Origin of the sequence: Methylobacterium planeticum, assembly GCF_008806345.1 — a bacterium.
Taxonomy (GTDB): domain Bacteria; phylum Pseudomonadota; class Alphaproteobacteria; order Rhizobiales; family Beijerinckiaceae; genus Methylobacterium; species Methylobacterium planeticum.
Window position 1 is genome coordinate 23,790 of sequence record NZ_VZZJ01000005.1, and the last position, 26,402, is coordinate 50,191.

28 protein-coding genes are annotated in these 26,402 nt (G+C 74.0%); 13 read left to right on the plus strand and 15 right to left on the minus strand.

Features of this window, described 5'->3' with window-relative positions; translation table 11 throughout:
* Nucleotides 1-86 precede the first annotated feature (86 nt).
* The 4 genes from F6X51_RS07465 (at nt 87) to F6X51_RS07480 (ending at nt 4,270) form a co-directional block, all read left to right on the plus strand.
* On the plus strand, nt 87-680 hold the full coding sequence (locus F6X51_RS07465) for a nitroreductase family protein (RefSeq protein WP_150962613.1): 594 nt from the start codon (nt 87-89) through the stop codon (nt 678-680).
* Nucleotides 681-782: 102 nt separating this feature from the next.
* Nucleotides 783-1,385: a flavin reductase family protein gene (locus tag F6X51_RS07470; protein ID WP_150962614.1), complete on the plus strand. Its 603-nt coding sequence runs from the start codon at nt 783-785 to the stop codon at nt 1,383-1,385.
* A 264-nt stretch (nt 1,386-1,649) separates the two neighbouring features.
* Nucleotides 1,650-2,771: a lytic transglycosylase domain-containing protein gene (locus F6X51_RS07475; protein WP_150962615.1), complete on the plus strand. Its 1,122-nt coding sequence runs from the start codon at nt 1,650-1,652 to the stop codon at nt 2,769-2,771.
* Entirely contained in the window at nt 2,768-4,270 is a 1,503-nt protein-coding gene (locus tag F6X51_RS07480; RefSeq protein WP_150962616.1) for a DUF2336 domain-containing protein, read from the plus strand. The genes F6X51_RS07475 and F6X51_RS07480 overlap by 4 nt, the downstream gene beginning before the upstream one ends.
* Before the next feature lie 13 nt (nt 4,271-4,283).
* On the opposite strand, the gene F6X51_RS07485 is transcribed toward F6X51_RS07480, so the two are convergent.
* Nucleotides 4,284-5,054, minus strand: coding sequence for an NAD kinase (locus F6X51_RS07485; RefSeq protein WP_150962617.1), 771 nt, complete (start codon nt 5,052-5,054; stop codon nt 4,284-4,286).
* 90 nt (nt 5,055-5,144) lie between these two features.
* On the opposite strand from F6X51_RS07485, the gene cutA reads away from it, so the two are divergent.
* Nucleotides 5,145-5,471 carry a divalent-cation tolerance protein CutA gene (cutA, locus tag F6X51_RS07490; protein WP_150962618.1) on the plus strand — a complete coding sequence of 109 codons (327 nt, stop codon included), beginning with the start codon at nt 5,145-5,147 and terminating at the stop codon, nt 5,469-5,471.
* 1 nt (nt 5,472) lies between these two features.
* Here cutA and F6X51_RS07495 read toward each other — a convergent pair whose 3' ends face one another.
* The 10 genes from F6X51_RS07495 to croR form a co-directional block, all read right to left on the minus strand.
* Complete coding sequence (locus F6X51_RS07495; RefSeq protein ID WP_150962619.1) at nt 5,473-6,432, minus strand: MBL fold metallo-hydrolase; 960 nt, start codon at nt 6,430-6,432, stop codon at nt 5,473-5,475.
* Nucleotides 6,433-6,515: 83 nt separating this feature from the next.
* Entirely contained in the window at nt 6,516-7,667 is a 1,152-nt protein-coding gene (locus F6X51_RS07500) for a glycosyltransferase (RefSeq protein WP_150962620.1), read from the minus strand.
* Complete coding sequence (locus tag F6X51_RS07505) at nt 7,667-8,428, minus strand: lysophospholipid acyltransferase family protein (protein ID WP_150962871.1); 762 nt, start codon at nt 8,426-8,428, stop codon at nt 7,667-7,669. Before F6X51_RS07505 ends, F6X51_RS07500 begins: the two co-directional genes overlap by 1 nt.
* A gap of 208 nt (nt 8,429-8,636) precedes the next feature.
* The gene (locus F6X51_RS07510) at nt 8,637-10,163 is read right to left on the minus strand and encodes a phytoene desaturase family protein (RefSeq protein ID WP_150962621.1); all 1,527 of its coding nucleotides are present in this window, start codon (nt 10,161-10,163) and stop codon (nt 8,637-8,639) included.
* Between the two features lie 126 nt (nt 10,164-10,289).
* Nucleotides 10,290-11,513 (minus strand): ABC transporter permease, encoded by a 1,224-nt coding sequence (locus tag F6X51_RS07515; protein ID WP_150962622.1) that lies wholly within the window; start codon nt 11,511-11,513, stop codon nt 10,290-10,292.
* Nucleotides 11,510-12,505: an ABC transporter ATP-binding protein gene (locus F6X51_RS07520; RefSeq protein ID WP_150962623.1), complete on the minus strand. Its 996-nt coding sequence runs from the start codon at nt 12,503-12,505 to the stop codon at nt 11,510-11,512. The genes F6X51_RS07515 and F6X51_RS07520 overlap by 4 nt, the downstream gene beginning before the upstream one ends.
* 11 nt (nt 12,506-12,516) lie before the next feature.
* Nucleotides 12,517-12,942 (minus strand): DUF2141 domain-containing protein, encoded by a 426-nt coding sequence (locus F6X51_RS07525; protein ID WP_150962624.1) that lies wholly within the window; start codon nt 12,940-12,942, stop codon nt 12,517-12,519.
* Nucleotides 12,939-14,519 (minus strand): phytoene desaturase family protein, encoded by a 1,581-nt coding sequence (crtI, locus tag F6X51_RS07530; RefSeq protein ID WP_150962625.1) that lies wholly within the window; start codon nt 14,517-14,519, stop codon nt 12,939-12,941. Before crtI ends, F6X51_RS07525 begins: the two co-directional genes overlap by 4 nt.
* Nucleotides 14,520-14,691: 172 nt before the next feature.
* The gene (locus F6X51_RS07535; RefSeq protein ID WP_150962626.1) at nt 14,692-15,507 is read right to left on the minus strand and encodes a TrmH family RNA methyltransferase; all 816 of its coding nucleotides are present in this window, start codon (nt 15,505-15,507) and stop codon (nt 14,692-14,694) included.
* A gap of 4 nt (nt 15,508-15,511) precedes the next feature.
* Nucleotides 15,512-15,988 carry a 3-hydroxybutyryl-CoA dehydratase gene (croR, locus tag F6X51_RS07540; protein WP_150962627.1) on the minus strand — a complete coding sequence of 159 codons (477 nt, stop codon included), beginning with the start codon at nt 15,986-15,988 and terminating at the stop codon, nt 15,512-15,514.
* Between the two features lie 206 nt (nt 15,989-16,194).
* Between croR and F6X51_RS07545 the strand changes: the two genes are divergently transcribed.
* The 3 genes from F6X51_RS07545 (at nt 16,195) to F6X51_RS07555 (ending at nt 18,035) form a co-directional block, all read left to right on the plus strand.
* Nucleotides 16,195-16,851, plus strand: a complete 657-nt coding sequence (locus F6X51_RS07545) for a cation transporter (protein ID WP_246696678.1) — start codon at nt 16,195-16,197, stop codon at nt 16,849-16,851.
* 2 nt (nt 16,852-16,853) lie between these two features.
* The gene (locus tag F6X51_RS07550; RefSeq protein WP_150962629.1) at nt 16,854-17,705 is read left to right on the plus strand and encodes a metallophosphoesterase; all 852 of its coding nucleotides are present in this window, start codon (nt 16,854-16,856) and stop codon (nt 17,703-17,705) included.
* Nucleotides 17,706-17,813: 108 nt separating this feature from the next.
* Nucleotides 17,814-18,035 carry a hypothetical protein gene (locus F6X51_RS07555; protein WP_150962630.1) on the plus strand — a complete coding sequence of 74 codons (222 nt, stop codon included), beginning with the start codon at nt 17,814-17,816 and terminating at the stop codon, nt 18,033-18,035.
* Between the two features lie 4 nt (nt 18,036-18,039).
* Here the strand turns inward: F6X51_RS07555 and F6X51_RS07560 are convergent, their stop codons facing one another.
* Nucleotides 18,040-18,417 (minus strand): 4a-hydroxytetrahydrobiopterin dehydratase, encoded by a 378-nt coding sequence (locus F6X51_RS07560; RefSeq protein WP_150962631.1) that lies wholly within the window; start codon nt 18,415-18,417, stop codon nt 18,040-18,042.
* A 318-nt stretch (nt 18,418-18,735) separates the two neighbouring features.
* On the opposite strand from F6X51_RS07560, the gene F6X51_RS07565 reads away from it, so the two are divergent.
* From F6X51_RS07565 to F6X51_RS07575, 3 genes are read left to right on the plus strand one after another with little or no spacing between them, the layout of a single operon-like run.
* Nucleotides 18,736-19,728, plus strand: coding sequence for an ABC transporter substrate-binding protein (locus F6X51_RS07565; RefSeq protein WP_150962632.1), 993 nt, complete (start codon nt 18,736-18,738; stop codon nt 19,726-19,728).
* 58 nt (nt 19,729-19,786) lie between these two features.
* Nucleotides 19,787-20,521, plus strand: a complete 735-nt coding sequence (locus F6X51_RS07570) for an ABC transporter permease (RefSeq protein WP_150962633.1) — start codon at nt 19,787-19,789, stop codon at nt 20,519-20,521.
* Nucleotides 20,502-21,362 carry an ABC transporter ATP-binding protein gene (locus tag F6X51_RS07575; RefSeq protein ID WP_150962634.1) on the plus strand — a complete coding sequence of 287 codons (861 nt, stop codon included), beginning with the start codon at nt 20,502-20,504 and terminating at the stop codon, nt 21,360-21,362. Before F6X51_RS07570 ends, F6X51_RS07575 begins: the two co-directional genes overlap by 20 nt.
* A gap of 55 nt (nt 21,363-21,417) precedes the next feature.
* On the opposite strand, the gene F6X51_RS27740 is transcribed toward F6X51_RS07575, so the two are convergent.
* The 3 genes from F6X51_RS27740 to F6X51_RS07585 all read right to left on the minus strand — a co-directional run bounded on the left by F6X51_RS27740 (nt 21,418) and on the right by F6X51_RS07585 (nt 24,373).
* Nucleotides 21,418-21,582 (minus strand): hypothetical protein, encoded by a 165-nt coding sequence (locus F6X51_RS27740; RefSeq protein ID WP_191970033.1) that lies wholly within the window; start codon nt 21,580-21,582, stop codon nt 21,418-21,420.
* Nucleotides 21,583-21,875: 293 nt separating this feature from the next.
* Complete coding sequence (locus F6X51_RS07580) at nt 21,876-23,885, minus strand: hypothetical protein (protein WP_150962635.1); 2,010 nt, start codon at nt 23,883-23,885, stop codon at nt 21,876-21,878.
* Nucleotides 23,886-24,046: 161 nt separating this feature from the next.
* Nucleotides 24,047-24,373, minus strand: a complete 327-nt coding sequence (locus F6X51_RS07585; protein ID WP_150962636.1) for a HesB/IscA family protein — start codon at nt 24,371-24,373, stop codon at nt 24,047-24,049.
* A 201-nt stretch (nt 24,374-24,574) separates the two neighbouring features.
* Here F6X51_RS07585 and F6X51_RS07590 point away from each other — a divergent pair, with 201 nt between their 5' ends.
* Together F6X51_RS07590 and F6X51_RS07595 are read left to right on the plus strand one after the other, a co-directional pair.
* Nucleotides 24,575-25,822: a deoxyguanosinetriphosphate triphosphohydrolase gene (locus F6X51_RS07590; RefSeq protein WP_150962637.1), complete on the plus strand. Its 1,248-nt coding sequence runs from the start codon at nt 24,575-24,577 to the stop codon at nt 25,820-25,822.
* A gap of 1 nt (nt 25,823) precedes the next feature.
* Entirely contained in the window at nt 25,824-26,318 is a 495-nt protein-coding gene (locus F6X51_RS07595; RefSeq protein WP_150962638.1) for an acyl-CoA thioesterase, read from the plus strand.
* Nucleotides 26,319-26,402: the final 84 nt, after the last annotated feature.

Genomic DNA, 26,402 nt, shown 5'->3' on the forward strand with positions numbered 1-26,402 from the left:
GCGCCCGCCGGTCCCTGTCCCACGCGGCCCGCCTCCCGCGCAACCGGAGCGCGCCGCGCACCACGCCCCTCGGAAGCCGCCCGCGCATGAATCTCAACCCAGACGACCCGACCCCCGGCAACCCGACCCTCGACCTGCTCCGCACCCGCCGCTCCGTCGCCCCGCCGCTCCTGAAGGGGCCGGGCCCGACGCGGGAGGCGCTCGACACCATCCTGCGGATCGCCGCGCGGGTGCCCGATCACGGCAAGCTCGCGCCCTGGCGCTTCCTCGTGATCGAGGGCGAGGCCGGCGCGCGGCTCGGCGCGGTGATCGCGGATGCCTACGCGGCGGATCACCCCGAGGCCGACGCGGCCCGGCTCGACCTCGAGCGCCGACGCCTCGTCCAGGCGCCCCTCGTCGTCGCGATCGTGTCCCGGGCGGGTCCGCACATCAAGATCCCCGAATGGGAGCAGGTGCTCTCGGCGGGGGCGGCGACCATGAACCTCGTCCTGGCGGCGAACGCCTCGGGCTTTTCCACCGCGTGGCTGACCGAGTGGTTCGCCTACGACCGCCGGGTGCTCGACGCGCTCGGCCTCGATCCGCGGGAGAAGCTCGCGGGCTTCGTCCATATCGGGCGCGCCAGCGAGGCGCCGAGCGACCGGCCGCGCCCGGACCTCGCCGAGATCGTGACCCGGCTCTGAGCGGGGCCGGCGCGACGAAACCCCGGCTCTGTCCCGCGCAAGCCCAGCGCCCGCGGCAGAATTGAATCCCCACGAGCGCGGGGAGCCACTAGGATCCCGGCCATGCACTACGATCCCGAGAACCGGACCCTGCCGCACAACCCCCTGAAGGCCCTCGTGGCGCCGCGGCCGATCGGCTGGATCAGCGCCATGAGCCGGTCGGGTCGGCTCAACCTCGCGCCCTACTCGTTCTTCAACGCGGTGGCGGACGACATGGTGGCGTTCTCGTCCTCGGGCCGGAAGGACGCCATGACCTTCGCGGAGGAGGGGGAGGCGTTCGTCTGCAACCTCGCCACCTACGACCTGCGCGAGGCGATGAACGCCAGTTCGGCCGCGCTGCCCCGGGGCGAGAGCGAGTTCGACTTCGCCGGCCTGACGACCGCCCCCTCCCGCAAGGTGAGGCCGCCCCGGGTCGCCGAGGCGGCGGCGGCGATCGAGTGCCGCTGGCTGCAGACCGTGCCGCTCGTGCCCCTCGGCGGCGGCGAGCCCGCGAACTTCCTGGTGATCGGGCAGGTGGTCTCGATCTACATCGACGACCGCTTCGTCGCGGACGGGCGCGTCGATACGGGGGCGATGCGCCCGATCATGCGGGGCGGCTACTTCGACTACTTCACGGCGACGCCCGAGACCCGCTTCGAGATGCGCCGGCCGAAGGGCGGCGGCTGAGACGGCGTCCGCTCGATCGGAGCGGACGCCGCATCGGCAAGCCCGCGCGGCGCCTGAGCGAAGGCCAAATCCGCCATCCCGAAGGGATCATCGGATTGGGCCTAAGACCGGGCAGGCATTCCCCCGAAACGGGAATGTCCGGGGCCGTACGCCTTCAATCTTCCTTTACCATGATGGCAACAGGATCAGGCTCCTAGGGGAGCGTGTTCAGGCTCCTTCGCGCCGGACCCGGTCCGGGCCGGCGCGTCCCGAGTCGGACCCTGCATGTTCCTGTTCACCACCCCTTCCGCCAACCCGCGCGAGACCGGCCCGAACGCCGTGGCGCCGGCGCGGAGCGCGGGCGCCACGGCGGTGGTCGAGGCGATCCGGGACGGGGCCCAGAGCACGGGCGTCGGCTTCGACTACCTGCTCGCCACCGCGCAGCGCGAATCCGCCCTCGACCCGGCCGCCAAGGCCGCCACCTCCTCGGCCACCGGCCTGTTCCAGTTCATCGATCAGACCTGGCTCGGCGTGATGAAGACGGCGGGGCCGAAGCTCGGCCTCTCCGACTACGCCGACGCGATCACGACGCGGCCGGACGGCACCTACACGGTCTCCGACACCGCGACGCGGCAGACGATCCTCGACCTGCGCCGCGACCCGAAGATCGCCTCGACGCTCGCCGGAGCCCTCACCCAGAAGAACCGGGAGGCCCTGAGCGCATCGCTCGGGCGCGAGCCCACGAGCGGCGACCTCTACGCCGCGCACGTGCTCGGGGCGCGGGGCGCCACGACCCTGATCGGCTCGGCCCAGGCGAGCCCGGCCCGCGCCGCGGCCCTCGATCTGCCGGACGCGGCGGCCGCGAACCGGGGCCTGTTCTACGACAGGGCCGGGCGGCCCCGGACCTCGGCAGAGCTCTACGCCACCCTCTCGACCGCCGCCGCCGGAGGCCGCCCCGGCACCGCGGCGGCGACCGACGTCACGGCCCTGCCGCAGGGCACGAGCGCCTACGCGGCGATCGACGGCGGGGGCCTGCGCGCCCTGTTCCAGACCGACCGGCGCCAGGGCGCGATCTCGGACGGCGTCGCCAAGCTCTGGCAGGGCCGCTCCGCGGGCGACGGCGAACGCAGCGCCCCGACCTACTTCCCGCGCTCGGACGAGGGCGCGGATCCGGTGACCGAGACCGGAGCCATCGCGAACGCCGCCCCGGCGAATGGCACGCCAACCCTCGGCACGCCCACCCTCGGCGCTCCCATCCTCGGCGCTCCCATCCTCGGCGCTCCCATCCTCGGCGCTCCCTTGCCGCCGCGGCGCCCCGCCGAATTCACCGCCGGCCGCAGCGCGGCCGGCCCTCGCGCGGGCACCCCGCTCGACCTGTCCCTGTTCACGATCCGGAGCGGTCCATGATCATCCGCCAGTTCCTGGCCTGGACGCAGCACAGCTCGGCCGGGCGCCGGGCCGAGGCGGCCTCCGCCCTCGTGCGGGCTTATCTCTACACCAACCTCGACCCCGAGGCGGCCTGGGAAGCCAAGACCGCGATCCTCGCCCTCCTCGACGATCCCGCCCCCATCGTGCGCCGCGCCCTCGCGGAGGCCTGCGCGGCCTCGGCGCGGGCACCGCGCCCCCTCGTGGTCTCCCTCGCGGCCGACCAGCCGGAGATCGCGAGCCTCGTCCTCGCCCGCTCGCCGATCCTGACCGATGCCGACCTCGTGGACGCCGCCGCGATGGGGGGCGAGAGCATCCGGGCCGTGATCGCGGCCCGCCACCACCTGGCCTACGCAGTGGCGGGCGCGCTCGCGGAGATCGGCGGCCCGGACACCCTGGCCCGCCTCGCCGCGAACCCGACGGCTCAGATCACCACCGGGCGCCTCCTGCGCATGGTCGAGCGCCACGGCGACGATGCCCGACTGCGCGAGGCCCTGCTCGCCCGGGCCGACCTGCCGCTGGAGGTCCGCCACGCGGTGGCGGGGCGCCTCGCCCGGGCGCTGTCGGACTTCGTGACCGCCTGCGGCTGGCTCTCCCCGGAGCGGGGCGAGCGGGTCAGCCGCGAGGCGAGCGAGCGCTCCGTCCTCGACCTCTGCGCGCATGCGGGAGCCGGAGCCCTCGGCCGCGTCGTCCAGCACCTGCGCAGCACCGGGCAGCTCAATGCCGGCCTCATCCTGCGGGCGATCCTCTCCGGCCAGATGCCGTTCGCGGAAGCCGCCTATGCCGACCTCACCGGCTTCGACCGGGCCCGGGTGGCCGGGCTGATGCGCCAGCCGCGGGGCACCGCGGCCCTGCATCGCCGTGCCGGCCTGCCCGAGCCGCTGCTCGCCGCCTTCGAGGCCGCCCTCACGGCCTGGCGCGAGGCGGCGAGCGGCGCCGGCACGCTGCAGGGCGCCGGCCTGTCGCGCCGCATGATCGAACGCGCCCTCACCGCCTGCGAGGGCATGCCCTTCGCCGAGATGCAGGCCGTGACGGCCCTCCTCGCCCGCTACGAGGCGGAGGCCGCGCGCGACGAGGCCCGCGCCGTCGCCCGGACGATCGCCGCGGCCGCGCAGGCGCGCGAGGCCGCACGCCTGGACACCGAGCGGCTCGAGGCCGAGTGGCGCGCGGCGCAGGGCCTGGAGGCGGAGCGCCTCGCGGCCCAACGGCAGGAGGCCGGACTCGAAGCCCGTGCGCTGCCGTCACTCGAGGCGCCAGCCGCCCGCGTCCCGGCGGAAGCCGCGCCGGACGCGATCGAGGCGGTGCTCGACACATTGCCCGATGCGCTGCTCGCGAGCTTCCGCGAGGAGCAGGAGCGCCTGCACCGGGACGGGGAGGCGGCCCGCGCCAGGGAGGCGGCCGAGGCCGTGCTGGAGACGATCCCCGAGGGGCTGATCGCGAGCTACCGCGAGGACCGCGCGCGTCTGCGGCTCGCGGCTTGAGCCGGGCCGGCCGCTACCCGAATTGCTCGCGCAGGATGCGCTCGTCGAGGCTGTGCCCGGGATCGTGCAGGAGCACGAGGTCGGTGGCCTGATCGAGCCAGGTCTCGACGGTGCAGACCCGGCGGAACTCGGTATGGTCGGCCACCGCCGCGACGGGGCGGTGCTCGGCATCGAGCACCTCGATGCGGATCCGGGCGTAGTTCGGCAGCAGCGCCCCGCTCCAGCGCCGGGGCCGGAAGGCCGAGATCGGCGTGAGGGCGAGGAGCTGGGCGTGGAGCGGCAGGATCGGGCCGCCGACCGAGAGGTTGTAGGCGGTGGATCCGGCCGGCGTCGCGGCGAGCACCCCGTCGGCGATCAGCTCTGGCAGCCGGACATGCCCATCGACCGCGATCTTCAGCTTGGCGGTCTGGTGGGTCTGGCGCAGCATGTAGACTTCGTTGATCGCCCGGGCCTCGTGCAGGCGCCCCTCGGTGTCGCGGGCCTCCATCCGCAGGGGATGGACCACGCTGCGCTCCGCCCGCTCCAGCCGCTCGATCAGCCCGTCCTCGCGGAACTCGTTCATCAGGAAGCCGACGGTGCCGCGGTTCATGCCGTAGATCGGCTTCACCCGATCCATGAAGCGGTGCAGCACCTGCAGCATCAGGCCGTCGCCGCCGAGCGCCACGACGACGTCGGCATCCTCGGGGGCCACGTGGTCGTAGCGCCGCATCAGGGCCGCCGCGGCCTGCCGCGCATCCGGCGTGGGACTCGCGACGAAGGCGATCTTGTGGAAGCGCCGCGCCATGCTGATCAAGGTCCGCCCTGTTGACGCGGCGCCACCGGGTGCGCCTCCCTGGAGGCGTCACCGGCAACGTCTTCGCGGGAGAGCCATAGCATGGAGCGTCCGTTCCTCGTCTACACCACATTCCCCGATGCCGAGACCGCGCTCGCGGTCGGGGAGGCGCTGGTGCGCGCCAGGCTCGCCGCCTGCGTCAACGTGATTCCGGGCATGCGGTCGGTCTATGCCTGGAAGGGGGCGGTGGAGCAGGGCTCCGAGGTCGTCGCCATCGTGAAGAGCCGCGAGGGCCTCGCCGAGGCGGTGTCGGCGGAGCTCAAGGCACGCCACCCCTACGAGACGCCGATCCTGCTGCACCTCGCGGTCGCCGGAGCCGATCCGGACACGGCGGCCTGGATCCTGGCGGAGACCGGAACTCCGGGCTGAATCAGCCCGGAGCCCCCCACTGGACCGGCACGAAGGCGTAGCCGTCGCCCGCGCGGGCGACATGGCCGGTCGCCGGGAAGGGCGCGTGGTAGAAGGCGACCTGCAGCCGCTCGCCGGCGGCGCGGTCGAGGAGGGTCCGGCGCGTGGCGCGCGCCTGGTCGGCATCGATGTCGAACACCGCCGACCAGTCGGGGTGGCGCACGAACAGGGCCGGGTGGTTCGTGACGTCCGACAGGTGGAGGAGGCGCGCGCCCTCCGATTCCAGCAGGAAGACCGTGTGTCCGGGCGTGTGGCCGGGGGCGGGCAGCGCCGTGAGGCCGGGACGGATCTCCCGGTCCCAGCCGAACCGCGTCACCCGTGGACCGCCGGAGCCGAAGATGCGCCGCACGGCCGCGAAGTTCGGGCGCAGGCGTTCGGGCGCGCGGGCGGCGGCGGCCTCGTCCATCCAGAAGGCCCACTCGGCCTCGGGCACCAGCACCTCTGCATTCGGGTAGGTCAGGCTGCCGTCCTTGAGCCGCAGACCGAGCACGTGGTCGAGGTGGAAATGGCTCATCACCACGGTGTCGATCGCGGCCCGCTCGATCCCCGCGGCGGCGAGGCCCCGTAGCGTCCCGCCCGTGCCGGGCGGCCCGTTATCGGCAAAGCCCGTATCGACGAGGATGCGGTGTCCGCCCGCCTCGATGAGCAGCGTCGTGAAGGTGATGTCGAGCCGGTCCGTCGGCAGGAAGGCCTGCGCCATCGCCGCCCGCACCGCCTCGATCGGCGCGTTCGGGATGAAGCTCGCCTCGAGCGGCCGGGCGAGGGTTCCCTCGTGCAGGGCGGTCAGCGTCGCCGCGCCGAGCCGGTAGCGATAGGCGCCCGGGAGCGCGCCCTCGGGGGCGGCCGGCGCGCCCGCGGCCGGCTCCGCGGCGGCGAGGAGGACGGGCACGGCGCCCAGGATCGTGCGGCGGTCGATCGGCATCGCGAAGAACTCCCGGGGGGCTCCGTGCCGGGGCGCGGCACCGGCCCTCAGCTACCGCGGCGCCCGCGCCCTTCAAGCCCGGCTCAGGCGCCGCCGACCGGGTAGCTCCGGCCCTTCCAGGTCGCGGCTCCGGCCCGCTCGTGCCGCAGCAGGACGTTCCACTGGATCGCGAGGGCGGTGAGCACCGTGAGGGGATGCAGGGGGATCGTCGCGACGGGCTCGTTCACCACGAGGGTGATCGCCGCGCGGGTCGTGAGCGAGACGATCAGGGCCGCGATCGCCGCCGCGAGGGCGTAGCCCGGCAGGCCCCCGAACAGGCCCGCGAGCACCAGGGCCGCGGGCAGCACCTGCCCGAGGACGAGGAGGAGCGTCCAGACCGGCAGGGCCCGGGGGGTCGCCATGCCCTCGTGGGCATTCTTCGAGAACCCGGCCCAGGCCTCCCGGAAGCCCCGGTACATCCGGCAGGTCGCGAGCGCCTGCCCGGCGACGAGGTCGGTGCCGTGGCCGGCCCCCCGCAGGAGCCGGGGCAGGTGCACGCCGTCGTGGAGGGAGGACCGGATGGCGCCGTGGCCGCCGGTCTCGGCGTAGACCGCGCGCCGGATCAGGACGAGCTGCCCGCAGGCGGCGCCGAGGGCGGGGCGGGGCGAGGCGCGCATCATCGCCACCGGCAGGAAGCCGACGAGGAGGAAGTTGATCATCGGCACGGTGAGCCGCTCTCCGAGCGTCGGCATGCGCTGACGCGGCACGCCGCTGACGAGGGCGGCCCCCGTCCGGCGCGCATGGGCGGCGAGGCCCGCGGCGGCGTTGGGCTCGAGGCGCACGTCGGCGTCGACGAAGAGCAGATGCTCGCCCCGCGCCGCGTCGGCGAGGGACGCGCAGGCGTGGTTCTTCCCCGTCCAGCCCTCGGGCAGGCCCGGCACCGCCAGGAGGCGCAGGCGCGGATCCTCCGCGGCAAGGCCCCGCACGATCTCGGCGGTCCGGTCGGTGGAATGGTCGTCCCCGACCAGGAGCTCGATCGCCGTTCCGGCGCTCGCCAGCGCCGCACGGAGCGTCGGCTCGATATTGGCCTCCTCGTTGCGGGCCGGGATCAGGATCGAGACGAGCCCGGGCGTGGCCGCCTCCGCATCCGCCTCCGGGGTGCGCAGCAGCGTGAGGTTCATGGCCGCCAGGATCGCGGGCAGGAGCGCGCAGGCGAGGGACAGGAGAGCCAGGGCGAGGAGCGCGAGATCAAGCATCACGGGACCTCGCTCTCGGCGTCCCGAGCGGGGTGATGGGCCGGGTCGAAGGGGCGCCCGGCGAGCAGCGCCTTCAACCGGCGCCAGCGGTCGTAGATGCCGCCGATGCCCTTGGCGCCGGAGGCCAGCGGCACGAAGCGCGCCGGCTCCCGGGCGATCACGTCGGCGCTGAGGCGGTCGAGGGTCGCGGTGAGCGCCTCCTCGAGACGGGAGAGGCGCCCGGTCCGGGGCAGGGCGAGGAGGTCCGCGGCCGGGATCGGTGTCCCGAAGGCCGCGCAGGCCTCGGCCCCGCGCTCCTCCCAGAAGGCGTATTCGAGGGCGAGCGGCAGGAACAGCGCGTCGGGGGCGATCGCGGCGAGGCGCGCGACGCCGGGGCGCAGGCCGAGGGGCCGGGTGCGCACGTCGACGAAGCGCCCCTGCGCGGTGATCCAGATCATCCGGTGCGGGCGGCTGAGGATGCCCCGCGAGGCCGCCAGGAACTGGGCCGCGCCCCGCGCCGTCTCGAGGTCGACCCCGAAGGCGCCCATGCGGCGGAACACGGCGTAGCGCGCGAGGGCCCTGGCGTCGAAGGGCGCGTAGGATTCCCGCGCCGGGAACAGGCGGCCGGCGAGCAGGATCACGGTCGCGGCATCCCACCAGGCCGGGTGGTTGCAGTAGACCACGATGGGGCCGGGATGCTCGGCGCAGCGGGGCAGGCCCCAGCGCGCGAGGCGGACGGCGTTGAGGTGCCGGCGCAGGAAGCGGTCGAAATACGCGACCATGAAGCGCCAGATCACGGGCGAGACCGGCGCGGGCTGGCTCGCCCGGCTCTGCGCGCCGCGGCTCGGAACGGCCGCGGGACTGGTTTCGACGTCGAGCACGCTCTCGCCTCGGATTGCACCATGGGCCGTGCGGTCAACCGACCGGGCGGCGGGCTGGTTCACGCGCCGTGCACGCCGTCGTGCCGGGCCATGCGGTCGCGCCGGCGGTTCAAGCGGTCCTGCGCTCGACGCCCCGCACGTCCGAATCGTGCGCGTCGGCGGCGATCCAGCCCGACATCATCACCATCGGCATGCCGGGCCCCGGATGGGCCGCGCCCCCCGCGAGGTAGAGGTTGCGCACCTGCCGCGAGCGGTTGCCCGGCTTGAAGGCACCCATCACCCGCCCGTGCGAGGCGAGGCCGTAGATCGCGCCGTTCAGGACCTTGTAGCGCTCGTGGATGTCCTGGGGCGTCAGGTGCCGCTCGACGACGATGCGCTCCTCAAGGTCCGGCATGTTGGCGGTGCGCTTGAGCTTGTCGAGGATGACCCGGCGATAGGCGGGAAACATCGTCGACCAGTCGTGGTGGGGCCGCAGGTAGGGGGTGTGCACCAGGACGTAGAGCGCCTCGCCGCCCTCCGGCGCCACGGACGGGTCGGTGGAGGAGGGGGCCGCCAGGTAGGCGGTCGGGTCGGGGGCGGGCTCGCCCTTGTTGTAGATGAAATCGAACTCCTCCTCCGGGTTGCGGGAGAAGACGAAATCGTGGTGGTTGAGGTGCTCGTAGCGCTTGTTCAGGCCGAGATACAGCACCACGCCCGAGCAGGCCGGCTCGATCTTCTTGCGCTCGTAGGCCTTGCCGACCTCGCCGCCGACGAGCTCCCGGTAGGTGCGCACCGAATCCATGTTCGAGATCACGGCGTCGTAGGGCGTCGTGCCGTCGCGCGTCCTCAGGCCCGTGACCGCGCCATCCTCGATGGCGAGGCCCGTCACCTCGCTCGCGGGCTTGAGGGTGGCGCCGAGCTCGCCCGCGAGCCTGGCCAGGGCCTCGGCCACCGCGCGGGTGCCGCCCATCGGGTACCAGACGCCCTCGGCCGTCTGCATGTGGGCGATGGCGCAGAGGACGGCCGGGGCCCCGTAGGGCGAGGAGCCGACATATTGCACGAAGTGGTCGAGCATCTGGGCGAGGCGCGCATCCTTGACCTTGCCCCGGATGGTGCTCGCCACGGAGGCGTGCATGCGCAGGGACAGCACGTCCCGCAGGGTGCCGGGGTTCATGTTCGCCCGGATGTTGATGGTGTCGAACAGATCCTCCACCGGCTTCCAGAAGAAGAACCGGTTCGAGACGTCGTGCAGGTGCTGCGAGATGCCGATGAAGCGCCTGTAGCCCTCGCCCGCCCCGGCGCCGGGCACGAACCGGTCCATGTCGGCGGCCATCGCCTCGACGTCCTGCATCAGGTCGATCTGCGAGCCGTCGTCGAAGAAGCAGCGCCATTGCGGGTCGAGGCGGCGCAGGTCGAGGTAGTCGTGCATGTCGCGGCCCGCCTCGGCGAAGATGCGCTCGAGCACCCGCGGCACGGTGAGGATCGTCGGCCCCATGTCGAAGCGGAAGCCGCCCTCGTGCAGGACCGCGGCCTTGCCGCCGAGCCAGGCGTTCTTGTCGTAGAGGGTGACGCGATGGCCCCGCGCGGCGCTCACGCAGGCGGCGGCCAGGCCGCCGAGACCCGACCCCACCACCGCGACCGAGGATTCAGCCCGCATGTTCTTCTGAGCTCCCGAGGAGGACAACGAGCGTCATCCGCCCCTGGGAAGCTAAGCTAGAAGCCCGCTTGTCCCGGTCAACGCGATAACCGGTCGCGCCGCCGGTGCGTCGTCCCGCGCGGCGCATCAGGGGCGCGCCGCGGCCGGGCGGGACACCAGCGCCAGGGCGGCGCCGAGGCCGAGACAGGCCGCGAGGCCGAGCACGCCCCAGGCGATTGACGCGGCGTGCCAGCCCTCGCCGAGGGCGCCCTGATAGGCCTCGATGGCCCAGGCATTCGGGGTGAGCCAGCCGGCCTGCTGCAGCCAGGGCGGCATCAGGAAGCGGGGCACCATGCTGCCGCCCACCGCCGAGAGCAGGAGCACCCCGAAGGTCGAGGCGAGGTGGGCCTGCTGGCGGGTGGCGGCGGCCGCGCAGGCCGCCAGCGCGAGGCCCGCCGCCATCGCGGAGACGAGGAGCGAGGTGGCGAGCCAGGCCGGCCAGTGCGGGCCGATCTCGACGCCGTACAGGAGGGCGGCGGCCGCGAAGATCAGCCCGGCCTGGAGGAGGCCCTGCAGGGTCAGGAAGCCGAACTTGCCGAGGACGACCACGTGCAGGCCGCCCGGACCCGCCATCAGCCGGTCGGCGAGGCCGGATTGGCGCTCCTCGACGAGGGACATCGCCCCCTGCATGGCGGCGAAGAGCAGGAACACCGCCGTGATCGCCCCCGCGTAGTAGCCGACGCGCTCGTTCGCCCGGCCCGACGCCGTGCTCCGCCGCTCGACCAGGGAGGCGAAGGAGAAGGGCTCGCGCTTGGCCCGCTGCTCGGCGAAGGCCTGGTCCAGGAAGGCGCGCTCGTCCGGGCCGATCTTGCCGGTGCGCTCGACATCCGCGACGACGCGGGAGAGCACCACGTCGGGCAGGGATTCGTTCAGCACGCGCTGGAGCTGCCCGAGGGCGATGGGGGTGGCGAGGGCCCGCGACGGGCTCTCGACCAGCACCACCGGCTGGTCGGGGGGCGCCGGCGCGGCGGTGCCGGCGGCGGGGGGCGCCGCGAGGTCGCCGCGCAGCACGAGGGCGACGTCGACCTCGCCGCGGCGCACGATGCCGACGATGTCGCCCAGGCTCGTGCCGTCGAGGCGCGAGACGCGCAGGGACGGGTCGGCCTCGAGCGCACCCATGAGGCGCGCGGTCGTGGCCGTCCGGGCGAGGTCGGCGAGGCCGAGATGGATGCGGATGCGGTCGCCGATGGCGCCGGAGAAGATCGCCGCGAAGATCGTGAAGATGACGGTCGGCAGCACGAAGGCCATGACCAGGGCCGCCCGGTCGCGCAGGAGGCTCAGGAGCATGACCCGGAAGGCGGCGCCGATCATCGGGCCGCCCTCAAGGGGCGAGGCGGGATCGGGACCGGGTCGCCGGCGCGGGATTGCAGCGCGTCGAGGTAGAGCGCGTCGAGCCCCGGGGCCCGGACCCGCACCTCGTTCACCGGCACGCCCTGCCGGCGCAGCGCCCCGAGGAGGGCGGCCCCGTCGAGGATGTGGCCGCCGCGGCCGGAGGCCCGCCAGGTCAGCCCTGTATCGACGGGGGCGAAGCCGGCCCGGCGCAGGGCCGCCTCCGCCGCCGGGTCCGGCGGCAGCGCGAGGGCGACCTCGTGCTCCGGGGCACCGGATCGGATCCGGGCGAGGAGCTCGGCGAGCGCCCCCGCGCGCACGATCCGCCCCCCGGCCACGAAGGCGACGTGGTCGGCGAGGCGCTCGGCCTCGGCGAAGTCGTGGGTGGCGAGGAGGATGGCGGTGCCGTCCTCCCGCAGCCGCCCGAGCACCGCGTGGATCGCCGCCCGCGCGGCGAGGTCCACCCCCTGCGTCGGCTCATCCAGGAGAACGAGGCGAGGGCGGCCCATCAGGCTCGCGGCGATGTTGACCCGGCGCTGGTAGCCGCCGGAGAGCAGGCCGACGGGGCGGCGCGCGACGTCGGCGATGTCGGTGAGCGCCAGGGCCGCCTCGACGGCCGCCCCGCGGGCGCGGCGGCCGATCCCGGCGAGCTGCGCGAAGACCCCGAGATTCTCCGCCACGGTGAGGCGCGGATAGAGGGCGATCTCCTGGGGCACCCAGCCGATGGCGCGCCGCGCCGCGTGCACCCGGAACGGATCGGCCCCCCCGACCCGGACCCGGCCCGCATCCGGCGGCAGCCGCCCGGCGACGAGGCGCATCAGCGAGGTCTTGCCCGCGCCGTTCGGCCCGAGGAGCGCCAAGGTCCGACCGGCCGGCACGGCGAGGTCGATGCCCGCCAGGACCTGCCGGCCGCGGTAGCTGAGCGCGGCGCCCGCGATCTCGACCAGCGGCGCCTGTTCCTCCGGGGCGCCCACGGGATCCCGCCTCAGCGCCGGGGCAGGGCGCGGGCGAGCCGCACCCGGACCGAGGCTCCGGGCTCGCGCAGGGCGAAGGCGGCGCCGGCGAAGTCCGGCCGCCCCGTCCGACCGGCATCCCCCGAGAAGGCGTAGGGTTCGAGGGGCAGGCCGAGCGGCGTGCGGTCGAGCCGGCGGTTGCCGTTGAGATCCTGGAAGGCCGCCACCGCGTAGGTGCCCGGGCTGATGCCGTCGAAGACGAAGCGCCGCCGCGCCGCGCCCGCGGGGGCCTCCCGGCCCTCCCGGCAGGAGGACTCGGACAGGCCGCCCTGGCAGAGCGCCACGTAGACGGAGCCCGGCCCGGGCTCGATGCCGTCGACCTCGACGGCGACCTCCGCGGCCGAGGCCGCCCCGGACAGGCAGAGCCCGGCCGCGGCGAGGACGGAGCGGCGCCTCACGAAGCCTCGCCGCCCGCCGTCAGGGCTGCCGTCTCCGGCATGCCGACCGCGCTGGCGGGCACCCGCACCCCGGCGAGTTCCTCGATGAGGAGCCGCGCGGTGATGCGCGCGCCCTCGTAGATCACCGGCAGACCGGAGCCCGGATGGGTGCCGCCGCCGACGAGGTAAAGGCCCGGCCCGAAGCGGTTGTGGGGCCGGAAGTACAGCATCTGCATCAGGTCGTGCGCGAGGTTGAAGGTGGCGCCCTCGTGCACCGCGAAATCGTCGCGCCACTGGGTCGGATCGACGATGCGCTCGTAGCGGATGCGGGATTCCAGATCCTCCAGGCCGAGGAGCCTCAGGCGCTCGAGGACGAGCCGGCGGTAAGGCGGGCGGGTCGCGGGCCAGTCGATCCCGGCCTTCAGGTTCGGCACCGGCACCAGCACGTAGAGGGCGGTGTGGCCGGGGGGCGCCATGCCGCCATCAGTGTAGCCGGCGTGCTGCACGTAGAGGGAGGGCTCCATCGGCAGGGTGCCGTCGGTGATCTCCCGGATGTTGCGGGCGTAGTCCTTGGCCAGCAGGATGGTGTGGTGGCCGAGCGTCTCGGGCATCCGCCCCTCGAGCCCGAGATACATCATGAAGGTCGAGCAGGAGAGGCGCGCCTTGGCGATCTTGGCGTCGCGCCAGCGCGGCCGGTGGGTCTGGGGCACGAGGTCCCGGATGACCTTGGCGAAGTCGCCGTTGATCACGACCGCGTCCGCCTGGAGGTGCTCGGAGCCGGCCACGACGCCGTTCGCGCGCTTGCCCGCGAAGGTGACCCGGTCGACGGCCTGGCCGAGGCGGACATCGACGCCCATGCGCCGGGCGAGACCCGCCATCGCCTCGGAGACCGCGCCGCACCCGCCCACCGGGTGATAGACCCCGTGCTCGTATTCGAGGAAGGACAGGATCGTGAACAGGCTCGGGCAGCGGAAGGGCGACATCCCGAGATACTTGGTCTGGAACGCGAAGGCGAGGCGCACGCGCGGGTCGGCGAAGTAGCGCTTGAGGTCGCCGTCGACGCTGCGCCCGGGATGCAGGTGCGGCAGCGCCGTCAGCATCGCCGGGGAGGCCATGCTGCGCAGGGTGTGGAAGGCCTGCTCCAGCACCGGCTTGAAGAACTTCAGCTTGACCCGGTTGTCGGCGAAGAAGCGGCGGACGTTCCTGGCATCGTCCGGGGCGATGCGGGCGACCTCGGCCTCGAGCCGGTCCATGTCGGCGGTGGCGCGGATCTCGCCGCCCTCCTCGAAGACGAGGTGGTATTGCGGGTCGAGGCGCTCCAGGCGGACATGGTCCTCCAGGCGCTCGCCGCAGGAGGCGAAGATGTCGGCCAGGATCTGGGGGTAGAGGAAGAAGGTCGGGCCGATGTCGAAGCGGTAGCTGCCCGGCGCCTCGACGGTCTTGGTGCGGCCGCCGACCGCCTCGTCCTTGTCGAAGACCGTGACGTGCAGGCCGGCGCGCGCGAGCAGGAGCGCCGTCGCCAAGCCGCCGGGACCGGCACCGACGATGATGACCCGGCGTCCGGACAGGGTCCGCAGGCCGTCCCGTGACTGAAGCAACGCCGATGACTCCCGCAACATGCCGCCCGCCGGCCAGGATGTCCGAATCGCGGATGCCCGTCGAACACCCTTCCGGCCTGCTCAAGGCCAAGCTAGGTCGGGACGACCGCGAGGCAATTGTCACTCATTGTCGCGCTCCCGCTCCCGGTCGCGCGCCCGGTCGCAACCGTCCTCAGCCGCGTCGCGGGAGGCGGGCAAGGTGGTGCAGCGCGATGGCGCCCGCGGTCGCGACGTTGAGGGAATCGAAGCCCGCCGCCATCGGGATGCGCAGGGTGCGGGCCCGCGCCATCAGGCCCCCCGGCAGGCCCGGCCCCTCGGTGCCGACGAGGAGGAGCGCCCGGGGCAGGGGCGGCAGGTCGGCCAGGGTCTCGCCGCCGCCCGGCGACAGGGCGAGGGGGACGAGGCCGAGGTGCTCGGCCAGAGCGAGCCAGTCCGCGCCGCGCGGGAGCCGCGCGAAGGGCGTGATCAGGGCGGCGCCTGCCGAGACCCGGATCGCCTTGCGGTAGAGCGGGTCGCAGGTCTCCGCGTCGAGGAGCACCGCATCCGCCCCGAAGGCGGCCGCGTTGCGGAACAGGCCCCCGACATTGTCGTGGTTCGTCAGGCCCGCGAGCCCGAGGACGAGGGCCGGCGCGGGGCCGGGCGGCACCAGGGCGGCGGCCTCGGGCTCCGCCCCGCGGATCCCGACCGCCAGGACGCCGCGGTGGATCGGGAAGCCCGCCACCGCGCTCATCACCGCCTTGGCGGCGGCGTAGACCGGCGGCGGCTCCGGCAGGTCCGCGAACGCGTCCGCGAGGCCGGGCCAGCGCTCGGGGGCGACGAGGATCGATTCCGCCCGGAAGCGCGCGGCCCGCGACAGCAGCAGGCGCAGGGTGACGGCCCCCTCGACGATGAAGCGGCCCTGCCGCCCGATCAGGTCCCGCTCGCGCATCGCCGTGTAGGGGGCGAGGCGGGGATCGGCCGGATCGTCGATGGGGATCGGCGCGGACAAGCCCTCAGGCGCCCGGGCGCCCGCCCATGCGGATCGCCAGGGGGTCGGCCTCCTCCTTCTTCGGCACCTTCACCAGGGCCTCGCCGTCGAGCACGACCTCGCCGGCCACCGAGCAGGTGCACGTGAGGCGGGCGCGGCGGCGCTCGGGCACCAGCTCGGCCACTTCCACGGTGACCTCGACGGTGTCGCCGATGCGCACGGGCGCGCGGAAGTTCAGGGTCTGGCTGATGTAGACGGCGCCGGGGCCGGGCAGCCGCGTGCCGAGCACGGCCGAGATCAGGCCCGCCGTGTAGAGTCCGTGGGCGATGCGGGTGCCGAAGGGCGTGCGCGCCGCGAAGTGCTCCGAGAGGTGGATCGGGTTGCGGTCGCCGGTGATCTCGGCGAAGCCCACCACGTCGGAGGAGGCGATGACCTTGGTCAGGGTCTCGGAGAGACCGACCTCAAGGTCCTCGAAATACAGAATGCGCAGCTCCGGCAACATCGGTGGCCCCTTCTCGCGTGATCCGGCGCGCCGATACGGCGCAGATTGCGCCCGGCCTCGCACAGGCGCGCCACCGAATCCAGTATCGCGCGCAGGAAAATTCCACATCCCAATTTCCACCTCGACAGGCGGCCCGGCCATGCGCGATGAGGCGGGCGCGCGGGCGAGACCGCCCGGCCGTTCCCTCCCGAGATCCGGAAGCCTTCGTGTCCCTCCCGCCCGAGCCCGCGCCGCGCCTGCGCCCCGTCGTCGCCCGCGTGGCGGGGCTGAACCTCGCCTATTTCGGCGTCGAGATCGCGGTGGCCCTCTCCATCGGCTCGGTGGCGCTGATCGCCGACAGCCTCGACTTCCTGGAGGATGCGGCGATCAACCTGCTGATCTTCGCCGGCATCGGCTGGAGCGCGCGCAACCGGGCCCGCCTCGGCACGGTCCTGGCCGGCATCCTGCTGGTGCCCGCCCTCGCCACCGCCTACGCGGCCTACGAGAAGGTCTCGGACCTCGCCGCCCCCGCGCCGATCCCGCTGACGCTCACCGGCGCGGGGGCGCTCGCCGTCAACGTGGCCTGCGCGCTGATGCTCGCCCGGCACCGGCACGGGGCGGGCAGCCTGACGCGCGCGGCCTACCTCTCCGCCCGCAACGACACGGTGGCCAACCTCGCGGTGATCGCCGCCGGCCTCGCCACCGCCCTCTACCCCTCGGCCTGGCCGGACCTCGTGGCGGCGGCCGGGATCGCGATCCTCAACGCGGATTCGGCCCACGACATCCTCAAGGCCGCCCGCGCCGAGCATCGCGCCGCGCGCGCGGTGGAGACCGGCGTGGCCGGCCCGGCCGGCCCGGCCGGGCCGGGCCGCACGGGAGCCTGACGATGCGCCTCTTCCCCATCTCCGACCTGCATCTCGAGCGGCGCCGGCCCGACCTGATCCCGCGCCCGAGCGCGCCCTTCGACGTCCTCGTCTGCGCCGGCGACCTGCACGAGGGGCACCCGGAGCGCGGGCTCGCGACCCTGCGCGACCTCGCGGGCGAGAGGCCGGTCGTCCTGGTGCCGGGCAACCACGAGCATTACGCGCCGACGGGCGACGACCGGACCGCGCCGGAGCTGATCGCCGCGCTGGAGCGCGAGGTCGCGCGCCTGAACGAGGCGGGGCCGGGCGGCCCGATCCACCTGCTCCGGGGCGGGGGCGCGGTGGTGATCGACGGCGTGCGCTTCGTCGGCACCACCCTGTGGAGCGACTGGTCGCTGGCCGGGCGCTGGCTCACCCCCGAGACGCCGGACCGGCCCGAGGACCCGGTCGCCTACGCGGCCGCCCGGATGACCGATCCGGTCACGGGCTCGCGGGAATACCGGGGCTCGATCCGCAAGGCCGACCGCACGCCCTGGCAGCCCGCCGACGCCATGGCGGCGCACGCGGCCGAGCGGGCGGCCCTGCTCGCCGCCCTGCGCCGCCCCCATGACGGTCCGACGGTGGCGGTGACGCATCATCCGGCGAGCCCGGGCGCGGCCGACGCCTATCGGGACGCCCCCGGGGTGCCCTGGTGGGTGCCGGCCTTCTACGCCACGACGCTCCTCGACGACCTGCCCGACGCGGAGCGCCCGGAGGTCTGGATCTCCGGCCATTTCCACGCCGGGCACGACCTGCGGATCGGGCGCTGCCGCTGGGTCGCGAACCCGGTCGAGGACCGAAACTTCGACCCCAGCCGGATCGTATCGGTCGGGTAGGGCGCGCCCACGGGCGCCGGCCCCGGGCGCGGCCGGCTTGGCGGCGGAGGCGCCCGCCCCATCTCGCCGCGGAGCCGCCCCGCAGGCGCGGCCGAGGAAGGACGCCCCATGAACAGCTTCATCGCCGTCGTGCTGGTCTGCGCCAGCGCGATCCCGACCGAATCCTGCACCGACGACAAGGCCATCGAGGTGCGCAAGGTCCGGGTCGCGAACGAGCTCGGCTGCTCGAGCGGCTGGCAGGAGATCATCGCCCGCACCGACCTGCGCGAGGAGATCGGCAGGACGACCTACCTCAAGACCGAGTGCCGGCGGGTGAAGCAGCCGGGCTGAGGCCTCAGCGGTCGTGCTTGATGTAGGCGAAGCGCGGGTCCGTCGGGGTGCCCTCGAGGGGGCCGCCCTCCGTGCCGGGCTGCCAGTCGATCACCTCCTCGATCTTGCGGGCGAGGGCGAAGTCCTTCTCGGTGATGCCCTTGGCGGCGTGGTTCATCAGCCGCACCTCGACCCAGGCGTAGGAGGCGGTGAGATCGGGGTGGTGCCAGGCGGCCTCCGCGAGATGGCCCACCGTGTTGATGACCATGAGCGTGCTCTTCCAGCCCGCGGTCTTGTAGGTCCGGCGGATCCAGCCGTCCTCGTAGCGCCAACGCGGCAGTTCGGTCCTCAGCCGCTCGACGATCGCCTCGTCGTCAAGCACGCCCTCGCGCCGTTCGCCCATCGCAGCCTCCAAGATCGAGATGGCGCGAGCCTGCGCCTCCGGGGTTGCCGGCGCAAGGGACCGGGCCTTTCAGGGCGGAGGCCGGATCGACCGGACCGCGGCACGGCGGCCGGCCGGGCTTCCGGGCCCCGCGCCCCGGTCAAGAGCACGCATCCCCGGTCAAAAGCACACATCCCCGGCCTGTGGACGGCCGGGGCACGAGGCCGTAAGGACGTTCGCAACGGGGATCGTCACGGTTGCGCATCCCGGCCCAGGCGAGACGCCCGCGGGCCGGAGCGGGGACGCGGGCGGTCGCAGCACAATCGGGGAGAAGGCGCCATGCTGTCACGGCGCGGATTGCTCGCGACGGCGGCGCTCTGGCCCCTGCCCGCGATCCTCAACCGGCCGGCCCGCGCGGCCGGCGAGACCATCCGGATCGGCGTCCTGCCCTTCGGCACCGCCTCCTGGGAGGCGGCGGTCATCAAGGCGCGCGGGCTCGACGCGGCGAACGGCTTCACCCTGGAGACGGTCAAGCTCGCGGGCAACGACGCCGCCCGCATCGCCTTCCAGGGCCAGCAGCTCGACACCATCGTGGGCGACCTGATCTGGGCCGCGCGCCTGCGCAACGAGGGGCGCGGCGTGAAGTTCGTGCCCTACTCGACCACCGAGGGCGCCCTGATGGTGCCCCCCGACAGCCCGATCAAGTCCCTGGCCGACCTCGCCGGCAAGCGCCTCGGCGTGGCGGGCGGGGCCCTCGACAAGAACTGGGTCCTGCTCCGGGCCCAGGCCCGCGAGAGCGGCAGCCTCGACCTCGAGGCCGCGGCCCAGGTCGCCTACGGGGCGCCACCCCTGCTGATGCAGAAGCTCGAGACCCGCGAGCTCGACGCCGCGCTCCTCTACTGGACCTATTGCGCGCGCCTGGAGGCCAAGGGCTACCGCCGCCTGATCAGCGCCGACGACATCATGCGGGCCTTCGGCGCCAAGGGCTCGGTCGCGCTGATCGGCTACCTGATCGAGGCCAGCGCGGTGCAGGGCAAGGCCGCCGCCGTCGAGGGCTTCGCCCGCGCCTCCACGGCCGCCAAGGAGGCGCTCGCCACCGATCCGCAGGCCTGGGCGCTGGTCCGCCCGCTGATGGCCGCCGAGGACGAACCGACCTTCGAGGCCCTCAGGCGCAATTTCCTGGCGGGCATCCCGCGCCGCCCGCTCGCGGTCGAGCGGGGCGATGCCGAGACCATCTACGCGACCCTCGCGCGGCTGGGCGGCGAGCGTCTCGTCGGCGATGCCAAGGTCCTGCCGCAGGGCCTCTATCTCGACGGCTCGGGCAATGGCTGACGGAGCCGGCGCCCCGCCCCGCCCGCTCCAATCCCCCCCCGGGCCGCGCTAGCCGCCCATGGCCGCCGCCGCGCGTCTCGCCTCGCTCCTGGTCCTACTCGCCCTCTGGCAGGTGGCCTCGGCCTTCGCCGATCCCCGCACCCTGCCGGGGCCGAGCGCGGTGGCGGCCTTCGTGGTGCGCGAGATCGAGACCGGCGGCATGCTGTTCAATGTCGGGGTGACGCTGGGGCGGGTCGGGATCTCCTTCGTCATCGCCATGAGCCTCGGCGTGCTGCTCGGGGTGCTGCTCGGGCGCTCGCGCCTCGCCGACCGCACCCTCGACACGCCGCTCCTCGTGGTGCTGAACACCCCAGCCCTCGTCATCACGGTGCTGGCCTATGTCTGGCTCGGCCTCACCGAGACCGCCGCGATCGTGGCGGTGGCCCTGAACAAGCTGCCGAACGTCGCGGTGATCATGCGCGAGGGCGCCCGCGGCCTCGATCCCGGGCTCGAGGAGATGGCCCGCACCTACCGGTTCGACCGGCGCACCTGGATCGCCCACGTGCTGGTGCCACAGCTCCAGCCCTTCGCGGTGGCGGCGGCGCGCTCCGGCATCTCGCTCGCCTGGAAGATCGTCCTGGTGGTCGAGCTGATCGGCCGTCCGAACGGGGTCGGCTTCGCGATCAACTACTATTTCCAGCTCTTCGACGTCACCGCCGTCATCGGCTACAGCCTCGTCTTCATGACGGTCATGCTCGCCCTCGACACCCTGGTCCTGCAGCCCCTCGACGCCCATGTCCGACGCTGGCGCTGACGGATCCGCCCGGACCGCGGGGGTCGCCGGCCAAGGGGCCGGTCACGGGGCCGGTCAGGGGATCGGCGGGCTGGAGGCCGGCCAGGAGACCGGCCAGGAGGCCGGGATCCGGCCGGTGCTGCGCGTGCGCGTCCTGCGCAAGGTCTACCGGGCCAGGCGCAGCGAGCCCGTCGAGGCGGTGCGCGACCTCGCCTTCGCGGTGGCGCCGGGCGAGGTGGTCTGCCTGATCGGCCCGTCCGGCGCCGGCAAGACCACGACGCTGCGCATCCTCCTCGGCCTCGACCGGGACTTCGAGGGCGCGGTCGAGCCCGATCCCCGGGACGGGGGCACCGGGACCGGCATGGTGTTCCAGGATCCACGCCTGCTGCCCTGGCGGACGGTGGAGCAGAACGTGCGCCTCGCGCTCCCCCGCGCGCGGCGCGACCGGCCCCTCGACGCCCTGTTCGAATCCCTGAGCCTGACGCCCTGGCGCGGGCGCTACCCGGGCGCCCTCTCGCTCGGGATGCAGCGGCGCGTCGCCCTGGCCCGGGCGCTCGCCGACGAGCCGCGCCTCCTCGTCCTCGACGAGCCCTTCGTCTCCCTCGACGACGCGGCGGCGGCCGCCCTGCGCGCCCTCGTGATCGGGGCGGTGGACCGGCTCGGCATGAGCGTGCTGATGGTCACCCACAACGTCGGCGAGGCCATCGAGATCGCCGACCGGCTGCTCCTGCTCTCGCCCCGGCCGGCGAGCCTCGTCGGCACCGTGTCCCTCGACCTGCCCCGGAGCGGGCGCGGCCGCGCCTGGGCGGACGCGAAGCGCCGAGACCTCGCGGCGCGCTATCCCGGGGTGATCGCGGATTAGGGCGCCGTCCCGCGCCCGGCCGGCCGGCGCTTCGGCGCGGACATGCTCCGGGACCTCAGAACCGCAGGAAGCCCGCGAGGCCGATCCCGAGCATGACGAGCCCGGTCAGGAGGAGGAGGCCCGCCGCGCGCTCGTAGCCGACGCGATGCTGCGGCCGGCGCCGGGCCGCCAGAGCGGTGGTGACGCCGGCGCCGAGGGTCAGGCCGATCAGGAGCAGCACGAGACTCGCCCGCGCCGTTCGTCCCCGGCGCCGCCCTCGCGCCGGAATGCCTTCGCGGCGCACATGGTATCGGTCTCCGTCGTCGGGACAGAAACACCAAAACGGCCCATCCGCGCTCCCCATTCGGGGGATCATCTGGTTTCCCGCCTGAACACTGGATTAAAAATACAGCCAAGTCAGACGAGAACAGGGGCAATGCCCCGAGATCTTGCGGCGCAGGGGCGCGCCGCGGCCGCGGCGATGCCCCGATGGGTTCAGTTCGGCAGGCCGACGCGGCGGGTCAGTGCGGCGGATCAGTTCGCCTTGGCATTCACCTCGAGCTTGTCGAGCAGCGCGGCGGGCGAGCCGGCCGTGCTGAAATCGGCGACGCCGAGGCCGGCGCCGTCCTTGGCCTTGGCGCTCACCGAGAGCCGGCCGGGCTTCGTCACGAACTGGCCCATCGCGGCGCCGATCGCCTTGGCGGCGGGGGAGTTCCCGAGGATCACCGGCACGCCGAGGACGCTCGCGGTGACGTATTCCTGGCGCAGCTCGTCGGGCTTGAGGCTCAGCACCTTGGACTGGGCCGAGATGAAGCGCTCGAACAGGCCGGTATTCTCGATGGTCAGGTCGACGGCCTTGGCGGTGGCCGACAGCATGGCGAGCCCCGAGACCGAGGCGTCGGGATCGAACATCTCGGGGCTGATGCCGCCGAGCGTGCCGGCGAGCCGCAGGGTGCCCATGTCCTTGCCGGAGACGGAGACCTCACGCAGGGCGAGCTCGCGCTTGGCCTCGTCCCAGGCGGTGTCGGCCACGAGGTTGAGGTCGAGGTCCTGGTAGCCGTAGGCCGCGAGGGACCCGAGGCCGGGCAGGCCCGCCACCGTCGAGGCCGGCAGGGTCAGCCCCGTGAGGCTGATGCGGCTCGCGGTCGGGACCCCGTCCTGGGGCGGCCCGAAGGTGATGGCGGCGTTGCGCAGGGTGACGTGGACGGGCGCGCCGACCTTGGCGCCGGGCTTCGGGACGGCCGGCGCGGCGCCGCGGCGCGCCGCCTCGGCCAGGGGGTCGGCGGCCGATTCCCGGCGCGTCTCCCGGGCCGCGTCCCTGCCGACATCCTTCCCGGCGCTCTTGCCCGCGTCCTTGCCGAAGTCCTTGCCGGCGTCCTTGGCCGCCGCGACCTCGTCGGCCGGGAGGTCGAGGCTGATGTCCTGCATCGCCAGGGTGCCGAGGACCGGGGTCAGGCGGCGCAGTTCCTCGTCGGTGGGCTTGGCGTCGGGCCCGGCGAGGCGGCGGAGCGTCGCGACGGTGGGCGCCAGCGAGAAGCCGGTGAGCGACAGGCGCCCGACTCGCGAGCGCAGGCCCCCCTGCGCGAAGGCGACGTCCTCGAAGTTCATGCTGGCGGCCGCGCCCGGGAGGGCGGTCGCCTCGCGGCCGGGCTCGGCCAGCGGGTTGGCGTAGGCCATCCGGCCGATCTCGACGAGGAGCGGGTCCTTGCCCTTGGTCTCGCTGAGGCTGAGGCCCCGCGCCTCCAGGGCCCCGACATGGACCGCCTCGACGAGGTCGGCCGCCGCGCCGGTGATCCGGGCCCGCTGGGCCGGATCGGCCTTGTCGAGGTCGACGCCCGAGAAGGCCGCGAGGGCGCCGGTCCAGCCGCCCGGGATCTGGCGGCCGCCGAGGTCGCGGCCCTCGATGCGGGCGAGCTTCACGGTGGTGCCGCGGTCGTCGGTGTAGACCACGTCGGCGATCGAGACGGCGGCGTAGACCTTCTGGACCGGCCCCTTGCCGTCGCCCGCCACCGCGTAGAGGCGGGCGAGCGCCGCGAGGTCGAGGTCGGTCGCGCTGATGCGGCCGTAGGTGCCCGAGCCGGTCTCGGGCCCGCCCGTCACCGTGACGGCGGCCCCCGAGGCGACGAGCTCGGCGGCGCGGCCCGCCCGCACGTCCCGGGCGGCGACGTCGCGGTAGACCACGGTCTGGCGCGAGGCGCCGGGGCCGGCATGGTCCGAGCGCAGCTCCGGAATGGTCAGGCTGGCGGCATCGAGGCGGGCGAGGCGGCTCGCCCAGGGCTCGGCGGAATCCGGCTTGAGGATCGCCACGAGGTCGTCCTTCGACAGGCGCGTCCCGCTGACGGTGATGCGGGGCGCTCGCAGGACGGTGGCGCCGAAGGGCAGGGCGACGTCCTGCAGCGTGACGTCCTGGACGGCGGAGGCCGCCTCCTGGGCGAGCACAAGGCTCGGCCCCGCGAGCGAGCCGGCCCCGGTCAGGAGGGCGAGCGCGCAGACGGAGGCCAGTGCCGCCCGCGCGAGACGGGCGCGGCCCTTCGGGTCAGTCATGAGCTTGTCCGGATCGCTGGCGGGATGCGCTGGTCTCAGGTCGGTCGGGAAGGCGAACGCTACGGCCCGCATCCGTGCCGCAGTTTCCGGGTCGAGGCAATCGGGCAGGTGCCCGGAGCCCGCAGGCGGGCCCCGGCCTGTCGTCGAGGCGCCACGACCGCTCAGAGCGAGAACGAGGTCCCGCAGCCGCAGGAGGCCGTGGCCTGCGGGTTCTCGATCTTGAAGGACTGGCCGATCAGGTCGTTCACGAAATCGATGGTCGAGCCCGCCATGTATTCGAGGGAGACCGCGTCGACCAGGACGGTGGCGCCGTCGCGCTCGATCGCGACGTCGTCGGGCTCGCGGCCCCGCGTCACGTCGAAGGCGTAGGAGAAGCCCGAGCAGCCGCCGCCATTGACGCTGATGCGCAGCGAGGCGCCGGGGGGCTCGGCGCCCATGATCTCGTTGATGCGCTTGGCGGCGCGGGGCGTCAGGGTGATCTCGGCCATGTCTGTCGGACTCTGCCTCTCGGGAACCGGCCTCGGGATGCGTTTCGACATGTGTTTCGACATGCGTTTCGCCTGGGGCCAATCGGGCCGCCGGGCATTTTGGCGATTGCCAGGAGCGGCCCGGACCACAAGATATGGGTCCGGACCGCCCGCTGCAACGCGGCAGCCCGTCCAGGGCGGACGAAGGATGAGGGAGCGGCCTTGCGGCAGAACGGTGAGCGCTGGCGCGCGCCCTACGCCACGGACCCGGCGGCCACCCGCGGGCGGCTGATCCCCGAGGCCGCCTCGCCGACCCGCAGCGACTTCCAGCGCGACCGCGACCGGATCATCCACTCCACCGCCTTCCGGCGCCTCAAGCACAAGACCCAGGTCTTCGTGCACCACGAGGGCGACCATTACCGCACCCGCCTGACCCACACCCTCGAGGTGAGCCAGATCGCCCGGGCGCTGGCGCGGGCGCTCGGCCTCGACGAGGACCTGGCGGAGGCGCTCGCCCTCTCGCACGACCTCGGCCACACCTGCTTCGGCCATACCGGCGAGGACGCCCTCGACGCCTGCATGGCCGGCCACGGCGGCTTCGACCACAACGCCCAGGCGCTCCGGATCGTGACCCGGCTGGAGCGGCGCTATGCCGGCTTCGACGGGCTCAACCTCGCCTGGGAGACCCTGGAGGGCCTCGTCAAGCACAACGGCCCGTTGCTGCGGCCGGACGGGCGCCCGACGCCCCGCTACGCCGCGGCCGGCATCCCGGCGGCGATCCTCGAATACGATGCCCTGAACGACCTCGACCTCGCCCGCTACGCCGGGCCCGAGGCCCAGGCCGCCGCGCTCGCCGACGACATCGCGTACGATTCGCACGACCTCGACGACGGCCTCAGGGCCGGCCTGTTCGGCCTCGCCGACCTCGCGGAGGTGCCCTTCCTGCGCGGCCTCCTCGACGAGATCGAGGCGCTGCATCCGGGCCTCGAGACCTCGCGGCGCATCCACGAACTCGCCCGCCGGGTCATCACCCGCTTCGTCGAGGACGTGATCGCGGAGAGCAGCCGGCGCCTGTCGGCCCTCGCGCCGGGGCGCGTCGCGGAGATCCGCGCCGCCGGCGCGCCGGTGATCGCCTTCTCGGAGGCGATCGCGGAGGCGGACGCGGCGATCAAGACCTTCCTGTACGCCCGCATGTACCGGCACCCCGGCGTGATGGCGGTGCGGGCGCACGCGGCCGAGATCGTCGCCGATTTGTACTCGGCCTTCACGGCGGACCCGGCCCGCATGCCCGAGGAGTGGAGCGCGGGCCTCGAGGGCGCGGGCGAGGGCCGTGTCGCCCGGCGGATCGCCGATTATATCGCGGGCATGACCGACACCTACGCGGTCCTCGCCCACCGGCGCCTGTTCCCGACGACGCCGGACCTGCACTGGAGCCCGGAGAGCCGCGGCCTGCCGCTGGCGGAGCCCTGAGATGACGCGCGAGCCCGCCCCGCCCGGCCCCGAGCCGCGCTCAAGCCCAGAGCCGCGCTCAGGCCCAGAGCCGCGCTCGGCCTATCCGCGCCACGTCGCCCTCGGCACCCGCTGGGGCGACAACGACGTCTACGGCCACGTCAACAACGTCGTCTACTACGCCTTCTTCGACACCACCGTGAACGGCTGCCTGATCGCGTCGGGCGTCCTCGACATCGCGGCGAGCCCCGTCATCGGCCTCGTGGTCGAGACGGGCTGCCGCTACTTCGCGCCGATCGCCTTCCCGGACCGGGTCACCGCGGGGGTGCGGGTCGCCCATCTCGGCCGCTCCAGCGTGCGCTACGAGATCGGGCTGTTCCGCGAGGACGACGACAGGGCGGCGGCGCAGGGCCACTTCGTTCATGTCTACGTCGACCGGGAGAGCCGCCGCCCCGTCGCGTTGCCCGCGCCGCTCCGGCGGGCCCTGGCCGGACTGGTGCCGGGCGCGACGACCTGATGTCCTCGGACCGCGTGCCGGATCGCTTCCCGGGTTGCTTGCCGCATCGCTCGCCTGTCTTGCGGCACGTCGACGGCGGCGGCC